Below are 15,583 nucleotides of genomic sequence, written 5' to 3'. Positions count from 1 at the left end.
GTGAAGTTTCGTTCCGGTTCAATCACCGCGATGAGGACCTCTTACCCCTTGTTTTACAGCTCATGAAGCGGGTCTCCATCACTGAAATTGAGCCAATTCTGGTCCGAAATAGTTAGGAATTACCCTTTGGATTCAGTAAGGGATCGGCAGATCAATCTCACAGACCCGGATTAGGCGCTGATGCGCAAGAGCAAGGGAAGCGAATATCGTCAGAGCTACAACGGGCAGGTGGCGGTGAGCACCGATGGTAGCCAGCTGATCGTGGGGGCGCGGCTGACCAATGCGGCCAGCGACCGTCGGGAACTGGTGGCGACGGTGGATGCGGTGCCGCCGGCCCTGGGGCGGTGGCTGCGTGAATTTTGTGCAGAACGGTGTTCAGCCATTCGGGGGCTTTGCAAGCCCGGAGAATCGCCTCAGGCCACGGAAATGCGAAACACCTAGCTACCGACAAAGCGCCCATTTCCAGCCATCGCCAGGAGCAAAATGTCCAACAGGCTGCTAGCCCGCATGTTGCACCAGGGGCTGCGGATGATGGCGGATTTGCAGCCGGGCTCGGGGAGGGCTGGCGCTCAAGCCGTAGCCGTCGCTACGGCTTGAGTGAAGCGCCCCCGAGGCCGAGCGAAAAAAATCCGCCAGGGCCGCAGCAGGATGCGGGCGGGCACAAATCGTACTCCGGGCCATGGGCAAAAAACCCGGCTCATTGCTTGCCAACACAACAAGTTGCCTGCCGCCCGCTTCCGCCCTGGTGCAATATGCGGGCTAGATCACCTTAGAGAACCGCTGCGGGCTGTCGCTGCCCAGATAGCGATCGAACACCATGCAGATGTTGCGGATCAGCAGCCGGCCACGGGGTTGCACCTGGATGCCGTCGGCGTTGACGACCAGCAGGCCGTCGGCCTGCATCGGCTGCAGGCGCTCCAGGGCATCGGCGAAATAGTCTGCGAAGTCGATACCGTAAGCGGCCTCGATGTCGGCGAAGTCCAGTTCGAAGTTGCAGATCAGCCGGGTGATCACCTCCCGCCGCAGGCGGTCATCGGCAGTCAGGACAACACCCCGGAACACGGGCAGTCTGCCGGCCTCCAGCGCGGCATAATAATCTTCCAGCCCCTTCAGATTCTGACTGTAGCTGTCCCCCACCTTGCTGATCGAGGTCGCACCCATGGCGACCAGGTCGCAGTCGGCATGAGTGGAGTAGCCCTGGAAATTGCGATACAGGGTGCCCTCGCGCTGGGCCACCGCCAGTTCGTCATCGGGGCGCGCGAAGTGGTCCATGCCGATGTAGACATAGCCGGCTTCTGTCAGCCGGCCGATGGTGTAGTCGAGGATGGCCAGCTTCTCGTCGGCCGAGGGCAGCGCCTCGGCGCGGATCTGGCGCTGGGTCTTGAACATCTGGGGCAGGTGGGCGTAGTTGAACACCGACAGCCGGTCCGGCCCCATGGCAATGACCTTGTCCAGGGTCGCTGCGAAGCTGTCCACCGACTGGTGCGGCAGGCCGTAGATGAGATCGATGCTGGTCGACTTGAAACCCTCGGCACGCGCGGCCTCCAGCACGGCGGCGGTCTCCTCCTCGCTCTGGATGCGGTTGACCGCCTGCTGCACCCGCGGATCGAAGTCCTGCACGCCCAGGCTGATGCGATTGAAACCCAGTTCCCGCAGCAGCGCCATGGTGCCGGCATCGGCCTCGCGCGGGTCGATCTCGATGGAGTACTCGCCGCTGTCGTCGTCACGCAGCGCGAAATGACGCCGGGTCTCGTCCATCAGTGCCCGCATCTGTTCGTCGCTGATGAAGGTCGGCGTCCCGCCGCCCCAGTGCAACTGTTCCACCGGGCGATCGCGGTCGTACAGCTCGCCCTGCATGCGGATCTCCCGGAACAGGTGATCCAGATAGGGCTGGGCGCGCTTGCGGTTGGCCGTGATCACCTTGTTGCAGGCACAGTAGAAGCAGACGGTGTTGCAGAAGGGGATGTGAAAGTACAGCGACAGCGGCGCCGGTGTGTCGGTCTCGTTGCTGCGCCGTGCCCGCTCGCGGTACTCGGCCTCGCCGAAGGCCTCGGTGAACTGCACCGCCGTGGGATAGGAGGTGTAGCGCGGACCGCTGGTGTCGTAGCGGCGGATGAGTTCGGAATCGAATTCGAGGCTCTGCTGCATGGTTCAATGCCCCTGGATTTACGGGAGAAATGCTAGCGCCATCCTGCACAGGACGGGATGATCTACGTCAACCCGGTCCGACGCTCCGCCGGCCATCCCCGACAACACCCGCTCCGGTGCGGCCCTGGTTGCCGGCCGGGCCCGGTTTCGGCAACGGACAGGCAACCCGCTGCTCCTTCGCCACGCCCACCTCAGAGCGAGCCCGGGGGGCAGCGGCCGGGCGTTCGGGCCGCATCCAGCTCGGCCCGATGCTCGGCCAGTTGCTCCGCCGTGAGCAGGAAGACGCCCTCCCCGCCCCGTTCGAACTCCAGCCAGACCAGCGGCAGGCGAGGATAGGCCCGGGCCAGCGCCTCGGCACTGTTGCCCACCTCGACCACCAGGATACCGCCGGGGTTCAGGTGGCTCCCGGCCTCGGCCAGGATGCAGCGCACCAGGTCCAGACCATCGCCGCCGGCGGCCAGCCCCAGCTCGGGCTCGTGCCGGTACTCGGGCGGCAGCGCGGCCATCTCCCCGGCATCCACGTAGGGCGGGTTGCTGACAATGATGTCGTAGCGCCGGTCAGCAAGGGCGGCGAACAGGTCGGACTGGACCAGCCGGACCCGGTCGGTGACGCCATGGCGGGCACAATTGCGCGCGGCCACCGCCAGCGCGGCCGGCGAGACATCGCTGGCATCGACCCGCGCCTCGGGCAGATGCAGGGCCGTGGCAATGGCGATGCAGCCGCTGCCGGTGCACAGGTCCAGTGCGTCCGTGACCCGCTCGGGATCGATCCAGGGCGCGAACCGGGCCTCGATCAGCTCGGCCAGCGGCGAGCGCGGGATCAGCACCTCGGGGGTGACCTCGAACGGCAGGCCGGCAAACCAGGCCTCGCCGGTCAGGTAGGCGGCGGGGATCCGTTCCCGGAAGCGGCGCGTCAGCAGGCCATGCACCGCGGCGCGCTCCTCCGCGGTCAGGGCGCCGTCCAGCCAGGCATCGTCGACCCCGAAAGGCAGGTGCAGGGCATGGGTGACCAGCAGCCGCGCCTCGTCGAAGGCGTTGTCGGTGCCATGGCCGAACACCAGCCCGTGTTCGTGGAACCGGCTGACGCCCCAGCGCAGGAAATCGCGCGCAGTACGCAGCTCGGGAGGAATCGCTTCGCTCATTCGGATCGGTACCTCAGGATCGGTGCGACATCATAGCCCATCGCAGCGCACTGGGCAGGACCGGAGGGCTGTGAAATAATCCGCCGCCATGAACATGTCCAAACGACTGTTGCCCGTGGCGCTGATGCTGCTGGCCCTGACCGCCGGATTCGCGGCCTGGCAGTGGTTCGACCGCCCGCCACCCCCGCCGACACTGAGTGGACACACCACCCTGCTGCCCGAACCGCGGCCGATCGGTGCCGTCGGCCTGGTCGACGCGGAGGACCGGCCCTTCACCACCGAGGACTTCCGCGGCCACTGGAACCTGGTGTTCTTCGGCTATACCCATTGCCCGGACGTGTGCCCCACGACCCTGGCCGATCTGAACGCCACCCTCGATCGGCTGGCGGCGCTGCCGCACCCCGGCGACCCGCCGCGGGTGGTATTCGTGTCGGTCGATCCCGAACGCGACCGCGGCGAACAGCTCGGCCGCTTCGTGCGCTATTTCAACAAGGATTTCGTCGGTCTCACCGGCACCCCGGCGGCATTGACGGAATTCACCCGCCGGCTGGGCGTGGTGTACATGAAGGTCGCCGGCTCCGAGGGAGGGGACGGCTACCTGGTCGACCACAGCGCCGCGGTGCTGCTGATCGATCCCGAGGCGCGGCTGCACGCCATCATGACGCCGCCCCACGACCCCGAGGCCCTGGCCGGCGACCTGGCCGAGATTCTTTCCTACCACGAGGCCCTGCGATGAGCGTCCGACTGCTCGCCCTGCTGCTGATGTGCCTGCCGCTGTCCGTGACCGCCGGCGACCTGCGCCCGATGTCACCCTGGATTCGCGAGGCCCCGCCCACGGCGCGGGTACTCGCGGGCTTCGCCATGCTGCACAACGAATCGGATCGCGAGCGGCGGCTGGTGGCGGTCGAGAGCGACGACTTCGAGCGCGTGGAAATGCACCGCACCCTGATCGAGAACGGCATGGCGCGCATGCTGCCGCAGGCATCGCTGGTGATCCCGGCACAGGGCATGCTGCGCCTGGCGCCCGGCGGCCTTCATCTGATGCTGATCGGTCCGCGGCGCGCGTTGGCCGAGGGCGATCGCGTCATCCTGACGCTGCGCTTCGCCGACGGTGAAAGCCTGCCGGTCACCTTCGAGGTACGCAGGGGTCGCGGCGGCGGCACGGACCACAGCCGTCACAGTCACCACTGATGTCCGGCGAACGCGGCGCCGCGCCGCTGGAGAGCCTGCTGGTCCTTGCCCAGTACCTGCTGCCCCACCATGCGCTGTCGCGCATCGTGCTCCGGGCCACCCGGCTGCGGATACGCTGGTGGAAGAACCTGCTGATCCGCTTCGTGGTGCGCCACTATGGCGTGAACCTGGACGAGGCCCTGGACCCCGATCCCGACGCCTATCCCTGCTTCAATGCCTTCTTCACCCGCGCCCTGCGTCCCGACGCACGGCCGCTGGACCCGGACCCGAACCATTTCCTCTGCCCGGTGGACGGCCGGGTGAGCGAGGCCGGCGCCATCGACGACGACCGCCTGCTGCAGGCCAAGGGCCGGCACTACCGTCTCGACGAGCTGCTGGCCGGTGACCCGGACACGGCGGCACGCTTCCGCAATGGCCGCTTTGCCACCCTCTACCTGTCGCCGCGCGACTACCATCGCATCCACATGCCCTGCGACGGCCGTCTCGACCACACCCTGTATGTGCCGGGGCGCCTGTTCAGCGTGGCACCACACACCGTGCGCCGGGTCCCGCGGCTGTTCGCACGCAACGAGCGGCTGGCCTGCCTGTTCGAGACCGATGCCGGTCCCGTCGCCCTGATCGCGGTCGGTGCCCTGTTCGTGTCCGCCATCGAAACCGTCTGGAGCGGTTTGGAAACCCCGCCGCACGGCTGGCGCATCCGGCGCAGGGACTATCCCGCCGAGGGCGAGGGCGTGGTCCGCCTGCCCCGCGGCGCCGAACTCGGTCGTTTCAACATGGGCTCGACGGTGATCGTGCTGTTCCCGCCGGGCGCCGCGACGCTGGACCCGGCCATCACCGCGGGCGCGCCGGTGCGCATGGGACAGACCCTGGCCCGTCGCGCCGGACCGGACTGACGCCCGCCACGCTGTCGAACCGCCCCGGCGATTCTGCTATCCTTGCCGCCCTTTCCGGCAGGCTCCCTGGATTTCGCAACCATGCATCCCATGCTCAACATAGCCGTGCGCGCCGCCCGGGCAGCCGGCGACGTCATCGTGCGCCACGTCGACCGGCTCGACGAACTGACGGTGGCCAGCAAGGACCGCAACGACTATGTCTCCGAGGTCGACCGGCGTGCCGAGGAGGCCATCATCCGCATCCTGCGCAAGGCCTACCCCGACCACGCCATCCTGGCCGAGGAATCGGGCGAGCATGCCGCCGACAGCGAGTACCGCTGGATCATCGACCCGCTGGACGGCACCACCAACTTCCTGCACGGCTTTCCCCAGTTCGCGGTATCCATTGCGCTCAGTCACAAGGGGCGACTGGAACAGGGCGTGGTCTATGATCCGCTGCGCCAAGAGCTGTTCACCGCCAGCCGCGGGGAAGGCGCCCAGCTCAACAACCGGCGCATCCGCGTGGCCCGGCGCAGCAGCCTGGAGGGCGCGCTGCTGGGCACCGGATTTCCGTTCAAGCACCACGATCATCTCGATGCCTACCTGGGCATGTTCCGCGACCTGCTGCTGGAAACCTCCGGCATCCGCCGGCCCGGTTCGGCGGCACTGGATCTTGCCTACGTGGCGGCCGGTCGCCTGGACGGCTTCTGGGAAATCGGCCTGAACATCTGGGACATGGCCGCTGGCGCCCTGCTGATCCGGGAGGCCGGCGGCATCGTCGGCGACTTCCAGGGCGGCGACAACTACCTGCGCAGCGGCAACATCGTCGGTGGCAATCCGCGCATGTTCGCCTTGCTGGTGAAGAAGATCCGGCCCCACCTCACGCCCGCGCTGAGCGCCTGACGAGCGACTCAAGTTCCACGACGCCCGCGCCGCTATCAGGGGGCAAGGGCAGGCCACTGCCCGTAACCCTCCGCGGAGGTCCGGAAGCATGGCTTTTCATCGCAAGGACAACGAGCTGCGTAACATGGATCAGGCCGGGCGCGAGCTCGAACTGACCATGCGCGATGTCCTCGGGGGGCTGGAGGAACTGGCCGCCATCAAGGGCCTGGATTTCCAGGGCAGCGTCGAGATCCTGGGCATCGAGCCCGCCGTCCCGGCCGCCGCCGAACCACCCGCTGCCACCGTCCTGCCCTTCCGTCGCACCGGGCTGCGCGCCTGACCCGCATTTGCCTGTCCGGGCAAATGTGATATACACGAGAGCGAAACAACCATGATCCTCCGGTCACCCGCGGGTACCGGAACGTTGTAGCCACTGCAGAGGAACCGGTCGAGACTGTCGGTCGGGCGCATGGCGGCAGGTCGCGCAACCGAATGGTCGTCGGCCCGCCGCCACACCGGCAGACCCCAATCGCCGGGTCCGGAGAGGCGCCAATGCCGAAAACATTGCTCGTTCTTCTCGTACCCCCCTTCGCCGCCTGTCGCTATGGCTGTGCCGGCTGCTGTGCCGCGCCCATTGGCGTGTTCTGGCTCACCGGAATCGTCGGCATCCTGTACGGACTGATCTGGGGCGGCCCTGCCGAGGGCACGGGTCCGCAGGTCGCACTGCTGGGGCTGGGGCTCTGGGTCGCCGCCTCCATCTGGGCGGCGCTCACCATCCGCGGGGCGGATGCCGACCGCTGCGAGGAGCGTAGCAGCAGCTGGTGCAGCACCATCCTGCCCAGCGAGGACGACCCCGACCCCCTGGACGAGGTACGCAAGGCGCGCTGAACCCTTTCAGGATTTGGGGACGGCTCGGTCGTCGGCGGGATTGAGCCGGGGATGGGTTTCCTCGGCCAGCAGCCACACCAGCAGGCCGGAGACGAACATGCTGATCCCGACCACCCAGAAGCCGGTATCGAGCCGGCCGCTGAGCTGCGAGGCGGCACCCAGCGCCAGCGCGCCGACGCCATAGCCCAGGTCGCGCCAGAAGCGGTAGATGCCGATGGCCGAGCCGCGCCAGTCGGGATGCGCGATGTCCGCCACGGCCGCGCTGAGATTGGGATACAACAGCGCCATGCCGAAGCCCGTGACCGCGGCCGACAGTGACCACCACAGCACGCCTTCCCCCGGCAGCATCATGATCACGCCTGCTCCGCACAGCCACATGCCGGCGACGATGGGCAGGCGCCGGCCGACCCGGTCGGACCAGCGTCCGGTCAGGAACTGCGAGCCGCCCCAGACAAAACCATAGACGCCGACGATCCAGCCGATGTCCGCCAGCCCCAGCCCGCGGCTGTAGAGAAAGACCGGATAATAGACCCATACCAGGGCGTCGACGAACTTCTCCACCAGTCCCGCCTGCGAAAAGGCGGCCATGCGCCGGTCGCGCCAGCTCATCAGGGCGAAAATCTCTCCGGTACCCGGGCGCTCGGAGACGTTCTGCGGAAACCGCGGGCGCGGCCCGGTGGCGGTACCGGCCGCGTGCCGGGCGGCCTCGGCGCGCGCCCAGGGCAGTGTGTCCCTGACCCAGAGCAGGGTGAACGCCAGCGAAAGCAGGATGCAGACGGCACCAAAGAGGAACAGCGCCCAACGCGGACCCATGTGCGTTGCCAGATAGCCGGTGATGACACCGGCGACGGCCACGCCGAAATAGCCGGAGAACTCGTTCAGGCCGATGGTGAAGCCGCGCTGGTCGGCGCGGGTGAGATCCAGCTTGGCGGTCTGGGTCATGGACCAGGTGAAGCCCTGGTTGACGCCCAGCAGCACGGTGGCCGCCACCACCCAGTCCCAGCCGGGCGCGAACAGGATCATCGGCGGAATGGGCAGCGCCGCCAGCCAGCCCCAGATCAGCACCTTGCGCCGGCCATGGCGCTCCGACAGCCGGCCGGCGACGAAGTTGAGTGCACCCTTGACGAAGCCGAAGGCCACCACGAAGGCGACCAGCAGCATGAAGGAACCGCGCGGCACGCCGAACTCGGACTCGGCCAGCGCCGGCACCACGGTGCGCAGCATGCCCAGGGTCATGCCGACGAAGAACACCTGTACCAGTTGGTGCAGGAACTGCTGCCAGTTGGCGCGGATGCCGTGTTGCAGGTCGGTCATGCGGCACCCGAGTTGGCGGCAACGATGCGCTCCATCTCCGCAGGACGCGGCGGGATCTCGGCCGTCAGCGCGTGGATGAAGGCATCGCGGTCGGTTTCCGCCAGCAACGGATTGAAGCGGCGCTCGAAGCCGAGCGTGGAACAGGGCTTGCCCGACAGACCGGCGCCACACACGCTGCCGGCCTGGTGCGCCGGGAAGATCTCCGTCTCGTCGGGCAGCACCAGCAGCTTCCGGTGCAGGGAATCGAACAGCCGCCCGGCCATCTCCACCTCGCGACCGGCGAGATCAGGACGCCCCACGGCGCCGACGAACAGGGTATCGCCGGTGAGCACGAACCAGGGCGCCTCGCCGCGGCGCCGGTCGGTCACCAGCAGGCAGATGCTGTCTTCGGTATGACCGGGCGTGTGCAGGACGCGAACGCTTACGTTGCCCGCCTCGATCAGGTCGCCGTCGGCCAGGGCGTGGAACGGAAACCGGACCTGCGCGCTGGCATGGAGACAGTACTGTGCGCCGAGGCGCTCGGCCAGCGCACGGCCCCCCGAATAGTGGTCGGCATGGACGTGGGTCTCGATGACATGGGTGATGGTCACCTGCTGCGCCTCGGCCTGCGTCACGAACCAGTCCTCGTCACCGGCAACCACATCCACGGCCAGGGCACGGCCCTTGCCACCACAGCCAAAAAGATAGGACAGGGACGCCTCTTTGGTGGATAATTGCTTGAAAAACATCTGATTGCCTCCTCCGTGTGGCCGATCGGACGAAAACAACCGGCAGCAACTCAAGAACTTGCTGGACTCACGCCTCACAACATGAGTAAATACACATATGAGCATTGACGCATATAAAAAGCTGGACGTCAAGTCCCTCGGCGAGACCTTCAAGATTCTCGCCGAACCCAACCGGCTGCGGATTCTGAAGAGCATGGGCCTGGAGTGTGTGCCGGTGTCCGACATCGTCGAGGCCACCGGCCTCAGCCAGACCAACGTGTCCTTCCACCTGCGCGCACTGCGTGAGGCGGGACTGGTCAAGGGGGAACGCCGAGGGGGCTACGTCTACTACTGTCTCTACGACACGCGGCTGCTGGAACTGCTGGCGGCCTTCGACCAGTGGCTGCACAACCACCGTGCCCGCCTCGCCGGTGAGCGCGGGACCGCAACGGCATCGGGTGGATAAACCCAATCGTTGCAAAAATCCGTGGATGGGCAAAGGCTTGGAAGGCCGTGCCCATCAAAATGCCGCTGAATCATGATGGGCACGTCGCTGCGCGCCTTTACCCATCTGGAACGCAGCGCAAACCGGGACATCGGCGGGCCCAAAGGTTGCGCCAGGCTGCCGGATGGCTGTGCCTCCGGGGCGTTCGTCAGGGCCGGTCCTCGACCTCGGCGCCTTCCTTCTTCACCGGCATCAGATCCTGCTTGCTGACACCCAGATGCAGCGCCACGGTACTGGCAACATAGATCGAGGAGTAGGTACCGACCAGGATGCCGACAATGAGCGCAAAGGCGAAGGCGTGGATCACCTCGCCGCCGAACACGAACAGCGCGATCAGCACCAGCAGCGTGGTCAGCGATGTCATCAGGGTGCGGGACAGGGTCTGGTTGATGGAGCGATTCATCACCTCCACCGGGGAACCCTTGCGCATCTTGCGGAAGTTCTCCCGGATACGGTCGAACACCACGATGGTATCGTTCAACGAGTAGCCGATCACCGCCAGGATGGCCGCAAGCACAGTGAGATCGAATTCCATCTGCGTCACCGAGAACACGCCCAGGGTGATGACGACGTCGTGAACCAGCGCCGCCACCGAACCCAGCGAGAAGCGGTACTCAAAGCGCAGAGAAACGTAGATCAGGATGCCGATGAGGGCATAGAGCATCGCCAGTCCGCCCTTTTCGGTCAGCTCCTCGCCCACCTGCGGCCCCACGAACTCGACCCGGCGCATCTCCAGCTCGGCGCCCCGTGCCTGCAGGGCACGCAGCAGCCTGCTCGACAGCTCCGCACTGCTTTCCGACTCGCGCGGCGCAATGCGGATCAGCACGTCCCGCGACGAACCGAAGTGCTGGACCTGCGCATCAGGGAAACCGGCCTCGGCCAGGGCCTTGCGAACCCCGGCCAGGTCCACCGGCTCGGCATAGCCGACCTCGATCAGGGTGCCGCCGGTGAAGTCGATGCCGAGCTTCAGGCCCTGGGTGAACAGGGAAGCCAGCGAGGCCAGGATCACGACCGTGGACAGGACCAGCGCCAGGCGCCGCTTGCCCATGAAGTCGATGGAGGTATTGCCGCTCAGGATGCGCATGTTGCTTTCCTTCTGCCTAGCCCGAAAGTTGCACGAAGCTGCCGGATGGATGTGCGTCTGGCGTGTTCGAGCGTGCCGCTTTGGAGCGAAAAGCGTAGCTTTCGCTACGGTTCGAGTGAAGAGCGGTGCGATCGGGCGCGCCAGGCGTGCAGACGCCGGCAGAGCGGTACGGTAACAAACCGTTGCCTGCTGCTGTACGAAAAATGTTCTTGGTACCCATGAGCGTGCTTCCGGATCTCAGCGGCTTCGTGCAATTTTCGGGCTATATGGCGAGGCGCTGGATCCGCTTGCCGCCATAGATCAGGTTGATCAGGGCGCGGGTGCCCATGATGGCGGTGAACATGGAGGTGAGGATGCCGATCGACAGGGTCACCGCGAAGCCCTTGACCGGCCCGGTGCCGAAGCTGAACAGCACCACCGCGGCGATCAGGGTGGTGACATTGGCATCGGCAATGGTCGACAGTGCCTTCTCGTAGCCGGCATGAATGCTGGCCTGCGGGCTGTTCCCGGCCCGCAACTCCTCGCGTATGCGCTCGAATATGAGCACGTTGGCGTCCACCGCCATGCCCACGGTCAACACGATGCCGGCGATGCCGGGCAGGGTCAGCGTCGCCTGCAACATGGACAGTACCGCCACGATCAGCACCAGGTTCATGGCCAGCGCCACATCGGCCACCAAGCCGAACACCCGATAGTAGAGCGCCATGAACACCAGCACCACGGCAAAGCCGATCACCACCGAGTTGAAGCCCTGCTCGATGTTCTCCTTGCCCAGGCTGGGGCCGACGGTCCGTTCCTCGACGATCTCGATGGGCGCCGCCAGCGCGCCGGCGCGCAGCAACAACGCCAGATTGCGCGCCTCCTCGGGTGAATCCAGCCCGGTGATCTGGAAGCGCCGGGCAAGCTGCTCGCGGATGCGGGCAATGTTGATCACCTCGCGGATGGTGCGCTTCTCCTTGACCAGCTCGCCGTCGACCTTGCGCGTCTCCACCTTGTTCTCGATGAATACCACCGCCATCAGGCGGCCGACATTGTCGCGGGTCCCGGCGGTCATCTGCGCCGCGCCCTTGCCGTCGAGATTGATGAACACCGCCGCGCCGCCGGTATCCTGATCGAAACCGGAGGCAGCATCGGTGATGCGGTCGCCGGTCACGATGACACGGCGCTCCAGCAGCACCGGCGTGCCGTTGCGCTCGCGCAGCAGCTCGGTGCCGGCAGGGATGCGCCCGGTGCGCTCGGCCTCGAAGGGATCGTGCCCCTCGTCCACCAGCCGGAATTCAAGCGTCGCGGTGGCACCGAGGATCTCCTTGGCACGCGCAGTGTCCTGCACGCCGGGAAGCTGCACCACGATGCGGCTGTCACCCTGCTGCTGGATCACTGGCTCGGCCACGCCCAGCTCGTTGACGCGATTGCGCAGGGTAGTGATGTTCTGCTGCAGCGCGAAGTCACGGATCTGACGCTGCTCGGCCTCGCTGATGCGGGCCACCACAAGCCAGCGATCACCCTCCTCTCGGGTGCTGTATTCCAGTTCCGGGAATTCCTTGCGCAGCGCTTCCAGCGCCGCATCGCGATCGGCCTCGGTACGGAACTGGGCCACGATGTCGTGGCCGCGGCGACCGATGGTGATGTAGCGGATCGGCTTGTCACGTTTGCGCAGCACGCTGCGGAAATCGCTGACGTAACGCTTTTCCGACTGTTCCAGCGCCGCCTCCATGTCCACTTCCATCAGAAAATGCACGCCGCCACGCAGGTCCAGGCCGAGATACATGGGCCTGGCGCCAATCGCCTCCAGCCAGGCCGGTTCGGCACTGGCCAGATTGAGTGCGACGATGAAACGTTCGCCCAACGCCTCCCGCAAGCGGTCGGCCGCCGCAAGCTGGGTTTCGGTGTCGTGGAAGCGTACCAGCAGCCGGTTGCTCTCCAGCTCGATGGACTTGGGCTGGATGCCGGCTGCCTGCAGCGTGCTCTCTACCTTGGCGCGCACGCTCTCGTCCACCTGTTCCATGCGCGAGGGCGAGATCTGGACCGCCGGATCCTCGCCGTAGATGTTGGGCAGGGCGTAGAGGGTGCCGACCAGCACCACGACCAGGATGAGCAGGTACTTCCAGAGGGGATATTGATTGATCATGGGAAACCCGATGCGGCCGGGCACCGCGCCCGGCCCGTGCAAGCCAGTCTCAGAGTGCGTCCTTCATGGTGCCCTTGGGCATCAGCGCGGCCACTGCCTGGCGCTGCACCCTCACCTCGACGTTGTCGGCCACCCTGAGCTGCACGAAGTTCTCGCCGACTTCGGTCACCCGTCCGAGCAGGCCACCGTTGGTCACCACCTCGTCGCCCTTCTTCAGCGCATCCACCATGGCCTTGTGTTCCTTGACCTTCTTCTGCTGCGGCCGGATGAGCAGGAAATAGAAGACTACGAAAATGAGGATCAGCGGCAGGAAGCTCATCAGCGGGTCCGGCTGCTGGGCGGCCGGCGCGGCGCCCTCGGCATGGGCGGAGGCAATGAAGAAATCGGTCAGACTGGCCATGGAATGCTCTCTTTCCTGTTCTGATTCAAGGGGCTTCCCGGTCGGTCGGAGCCGGTACCCGGGAAGCGGGCGGTATTATGACACAGCCACCGGGTCAATGCTCCGTGCCCCCGGCTTAGCCCGCATATTGCACCAGGGGCTGCGGATGATGGCGGATTTGCTGCCGGGCTCGGGGCGGGCTGGCGCTCAAGCCGTGGCCGTCGCTACGGCTTGAGTGAAGCGCCCCCGAGGCCGAGCGAAAATCCGCCAGGGCCGCAGCAGGAAGCGGATGGGCACAAATCGTACTCCGGGCCACGGGCAACCCGGTTCATTGCCCACCAGGACAACAGGTTGCCGGCCGCCCGCTTCCGCCCGGGTGCAATATGCGGCTCAGGCGCGCAGGGCGTGGAATTCGGCGACGAAGGCGTCCAGCCGGCCCTCGGCGATGGCCGCACGTAGCCCGCGCATCAGGGTCTGGTAGTAATGAAGGTTGTGCAGGGTATTCAGCCGACTGCCCAGGATCTCGTTGCAGCGGTCCAGATGGTGCAGATAGGCGCGACTGTAGTTGCGGCAGGTGTAGCAGTCGCACAGGGGGTCCAGCGGCCCGGTATCCCGGCGATGGGCGCTGTTGCGGATCTTGACGATGCCCTGGTGGGTGAACAGGTAACCGTTGCGGGCATTGCGGGTGGGCAGTACGCAGTCGAACATGTCGATGCCACGCTGCACCGCCGCGACGATGTCCTCCGGCCGTCCCACACCCATCAGGTAGCGTGGCCGCTCGGCCGGCAGCCGCGGCACGGTCGCATCCAGCACCGCCAGCCGCTCCGCCTCCGGCTCCCCCACCGACAGCCCGCCCACGGCATAGCCGTCGAAACCGATCTCCAGCAGGCCCTCGACCGAGGCCTGGCGCAGCGCCGGGTACATGCCGCCCTGCACGATGCCGAACAACGCCGCCGGGTTGTCGCCGTGCGCCGCCTTCGACCGCGCCGCCCAGCGCAGTGACAGGCGCATGGATTCCTCGGCCTCGCGCTCGCTGGCCGGCCAGGGCGTGCATTCGTCGAAGATCATGACGATGTCCGAGCCCAGTTCGCGCTGCACCGCCATGGACGCCTCCGGCCCCAGGAACACCATTGAGCCATCCACCGGCGAGCGGAAGCGCACGCCCTCTTCCGTGATTTTGCGCAGGTCGCCAAGACTGAACACCTGGAAGCCCCCGGAATCGGTCAGGATGGGGCCGTCCCAGTGCATGAAGTCGTGAAGGTCGCCATGAGCCCGGATGATCCCGGTACCGGGCCGCAGCATCAGATGGAAGGTGTTGCCGAGGATGATCTCGGCCCCGGTCGCCCGCACCTCCTCCGGGGCCATGGCCTTGACCGTGCCGTAGGTACCCACCGGCATGAAGGCCGGCGTCTCCACCGTCCCGCGCGGGAAGGTCAGCCGGCCGCGCCGCGCGGCCCCGTCGGTCGCCATCAGCTCGAATTTCATGCCCTGTTCACCCCACGGCTGACAATGCCACGGAACAGAACAACCGCCTCACGCCTCACCCCTCACGCCTCACAACAAACATCGCATCCCCGTAGCTGAAGAAGCGGTAGCGCTGCTCGACTGCATGACGGTAGGCACGCATGACGTGCTCATGGCCGGCGAAGGCGCTGACCAGCATCAGCAGCGTGGATTCGGGGAGGTGGAAATTGGTGAGCAGGGCATCGACCACCCGGAAGCGGTAACCCGGGCGAATGAACAGCCGGGTCTCGCCGCGGTAGGGCCGCAACTCGCCGTCGGCCGCCGCCGTCTCCAGGCTGCGCACCACCGTGGTGCCCACCGCCACCACGCGCCCCCCTCTGGCCCGCGTCGCGGCCACTGCCTCGCAGGCGGTCTCGTCCACTTCCAGATACTCGGCGTGCATCCGGTGATCCTCCAGCCGTTCCACGCGCACCGGCTGAAAGGTCCCGGCGCCGACGTGCAGGGTGACTCGCGCCGTGCGCACGCCCCGCGCCGCCAGCCGCTCCAGCATGGCGTCGTCGAAGTGCAGGCCGGCGGTGGGCGCGGCCACGGCGCCCGGCCGGCGGGCATAGACGGTCTGGTAGCGTTCGCGGTCGGCGGCGTCGTCGGCACGCGCGATATAGGGTGGCAGCGGGACATGTCCGTGGGCCTCCAGCCACTCCAGCACCGTGCGCCCGGCGGGAAATTCCAGTTCGAACAGGTCATCGCCCCGACCGAGCACCCTCACATCGAGCGCCGATTCCAGGCGCAGTTCGCTGCCCGGCCGGGGCGACTTGCTGGCCCGGACGTGGGCCAGCGCGCGTCGCCTGTCCAGCACCCGCTCGATCAGCACCTCCACCC

Annotated in this window: 17 protein-coding genes; 8 read left to right on the top strand and 9 right to left on the bottom strand. The window is 66.7% G+C overall.

Features of this window, described 5'->3' with window-relative positions; genetic code table 11:
• Positions 1 to 180 precede the first annotated feature (180 nt).
• Positions 181 to 441, top strand: coding sequence for a hypothetical protein (locus MVF76_RS05350; protein WP_297527765.1), 261 nt, complete (start codon positions 181 to 183; stop codon positions 439 to 441).
• 318 nt (positions 442 to 759) lie between these two features.
• Here MVF76_RS05350 and hemN read toward each other — a convergent pair whose 3' ends face one another.
• Both hemN and prmB read right to left on the bottom strand, forming a co-directional pair.
• Positions 760 to 2,148 (bottom strand): oxygen-independent coproporphyrinogen III oxidase, encoded by a 1,389-nt coding sequence (gene hemN / locus MVF76_RS05345; protein WP_297527763.1) that lies wholly within the window; start codon positions 2,146 to 2,148, stop codon positions 760 to 762.
• A gap of 191 nt (positions 2,149 to 2,339) precedes the next feature.
• On the bottom strand, positions 2,340 to 3,290 hold the full coding sequence (prmB, locus tag MVF76_RS05340) for a 50S ribosomal protein L3 N(5)-glutamine methyltransferase (protein WP_297527762.1): 951 nt from the start codon (positions 3,288 to 3,290) through the stop codon (positions 2,340 to 2,342).
• 88 nt (positions 3,291 to 3,378) lie between these two features.
• On the opposite strand from prmB, the gene MVF76_RS05335 reads away from it, so the two are divergent.
• The 6 genes from MVF76_RS05335 to MVF76_RS05310 all read left to right on the top strand — a co-directional run bounded on the left by MVF76_RS05335 (position 3,379) and on the right by MVF76_RS05310 (position 7,123).
• Positions 3,379 to 4,026 carry an SCO family protein gene (locus tag MVF76_RS05335; RefSeq protein WP_297527761.1) on the top strand — a complete coding sequence of 216 codons (648 nt, stop codon included), beginning with the start codon at positions 3,379 to 3,381 and terminating at the stop codon, positions 4,024 to 4,026.
• Positions 4,023 to 4,481 carry a copper chaperone PCu(A)C gene (locus MVF76_RS05330; protein WP_297527760.1) on the top strand — a complete coding sequence of 153 codons (459 nt, stop codon included), beginning with the start codon at positions 4,023 to 4,025 and terminating at the stop codon, positions 4,479 to 4,481. Before MVF76_RS05335 ends, MVF76_RS05330 begins: the two co-directional genes overlap by 4 nt.
• Positions 4,481 to 5,374, top strand: a complete 894-nt coding sequence (gene asd / locus MVF76_RS05325; protein ID WP_297527759.1) for an archaetidylserine decarboxylase — start codon at positions 4,481 to 4,483, stop codon at positions 5,372 to 5,374. The genes MVF76_RS05330 and asd overlap by 1 nt, the downstream gene beginning before the upstream one ends.
• An 81-nt stretch (positions 5,375 to 5,455) precedes the next feature.
• On the top strand, positions 5,456 to 6,256 hold the full coding sequence (gene suhB, locus MVF76_RS05320) for an inositol-1-monophosphatase (RefSeq protein WP_297527758.1): 801 nt from the start codon (positions 5,456 to 5,458) through the stop codon (positions 6,254 to 6,256).
• Positions 6,257 to 6,344: 88 nt separating this feature from the next.
• Positions 6,345 to 6,575 (top strand): hypothetical protein, encoded by a 231-nt coding sequence (locus MVF76_RS05315; RefSeq protein ID WP_297527757.1) that lies wholly within the window; start codon positions 6,345 to 6,347, stop codon positions 6,573 to 6,575.
• Positions 6,576 to 6,787: 212 nt separating this feature from the next.
• Entirely contained in the window at positions 6,788 to 7,123 is a 336-nt protein-coding gene (locus MVF76_RS05310; protein WP_297527756.1) for a hypothetical protein, read from the top strand.
• 6 nt (positions 7,124 to 7,129) lie between these two features.
• On the opposite strand, the gene MVF76_RS05305 is transcribed toward MVF76_RS05310, so the two are convergent.
• Both MVF76_RS05305 and MVF76_RS05300 read right to left on the bottom strand, forming a co-directional pair.
• Positions 7,130 to 8,437, bottom strand: a complete 1,308-nt coding sequence (locus tag MVF76_RS05305; RefSeq protein WP_297527755.1) for an MFS transporter — start codon at positions 8,435 to 8,437, stop codon at positions 7,130 to 7,132.
• Positions 8,434 to 9,165 carry an MBL fold metallo-hydrolase gene (locus MVF76_RS05300; RefSeq protein WP_297527754.1) on the bottom strand — a complete coding sequence of 244 codons (732 nt, stop codon included), beginning with the start codon at positions 9,163 to 9,165 and terminating at the stop codon, positions 8,434 to 8,436. The genes MVF76_RS05305 and MVF76_RS05300 overlap by 4 nt, the downstream gene beginning before the upstream one ends.
• Positions 9,166 to 9,262: 97 nt before the next feature.
• On the opposite strand from MVF76_RS05300, the gene MVF76_RS05295 reads away from it, so the two are divergent.
• Positions 9,263 to 9,610 (top strand): ArsR/SmtB family transcription factor, encoded by a 348-nt coding sequence (locus MVF76_RS05295; protein WP_297527753.1) that lies wholly within the window; start codon positions 9,263 to 9,265, stop codon positions 9,608 to 9,610.
• Positions 9,611 to 9,797: 187 nt separating this feature from the next.
• On the opposite strand, the gene secF is transcribed toward MVF76_RS05295, so the two are convergent.
• The 5 genes from secF to queA form a co-directional block, all read right to left on the bottom strand.
• Positions 9,798 to 10,733: a protein translocase subunit SecF gene (gene secF / locus MVF76_RS05290; RefSeq protein WP_297527752.1), complete on the bottom strand. Its 936-nt coding sequence runs from the start codon at positions 10,731 to 10,733 to the stop codon at positions 9,798 to 9,800.
• Between the two features lie 262 nt (positions 10,734 to 10,995).
• Positions 10,996 to 12,861 (bottom strand): protein translocase subunit SecD, encoded by a 1,866-nt coding sequence (gene secD, locus MVF76_RS05285; RefSeq protein ID WP_297527751.1) that lies wholly within the window; start codon positions 12,859 to 12,861, stop codon positions 10,996 to 10,998.
• Between the two features lie 49 nt (positions 12,862 to 12,910).
• Complete coding sequence (gene yajC / locus MVF76_RS05280) at positions 12,911 to 13,261, bottom strand: preprotein translocase subunit YajC (protein ID WP_317622935.1); 351 nt, start codon at positions 13,259 to 13,261, stop codon at positions 12,911 to 12,913.
• Positions 13,262 to 13,630: 369 nt separating this feature from the next.
• On the bottom strand, positions 13,631 to 14,725 hold the full coding sequence (tgt, locus tag MVF76_RS05275; protein WP_297527750.1) for a tRNA guanosine(34) transglycosylase Tgt: 1,095 nt from the start codon (positions 14,723 to 14,725) through the stop codon (positions 13,631 to 13,633).
• 55 nt (positions 14,726 to 14,780) lie between these two features.
• Positions 14,781 to 15,583, bottom strand: an 803-nt coding sequence (queA, locus tag MVF76_RS05270) for a tRNA preQ1(34) S-adenosylmethionine ribosyltransferase-isomerase QueA (RefSeq protein ID WP_297527749.1), incomplete at its 5' end; no start/stop codon positions are given.

Source organism: Thiohalobacter sp. (genome assembly GCF_027000115.1).
In the GTDB taxonomy this organism is placed as follows: domain Bacteria; phylum Pseudomonadota; class Gammaproteobacteria; order Thiohalobacterales; family Thiohalobacteraceae; genus JALTON01.
This window is presented reverse-complemented; position numbering and strand designations above follow the sequence as displayed.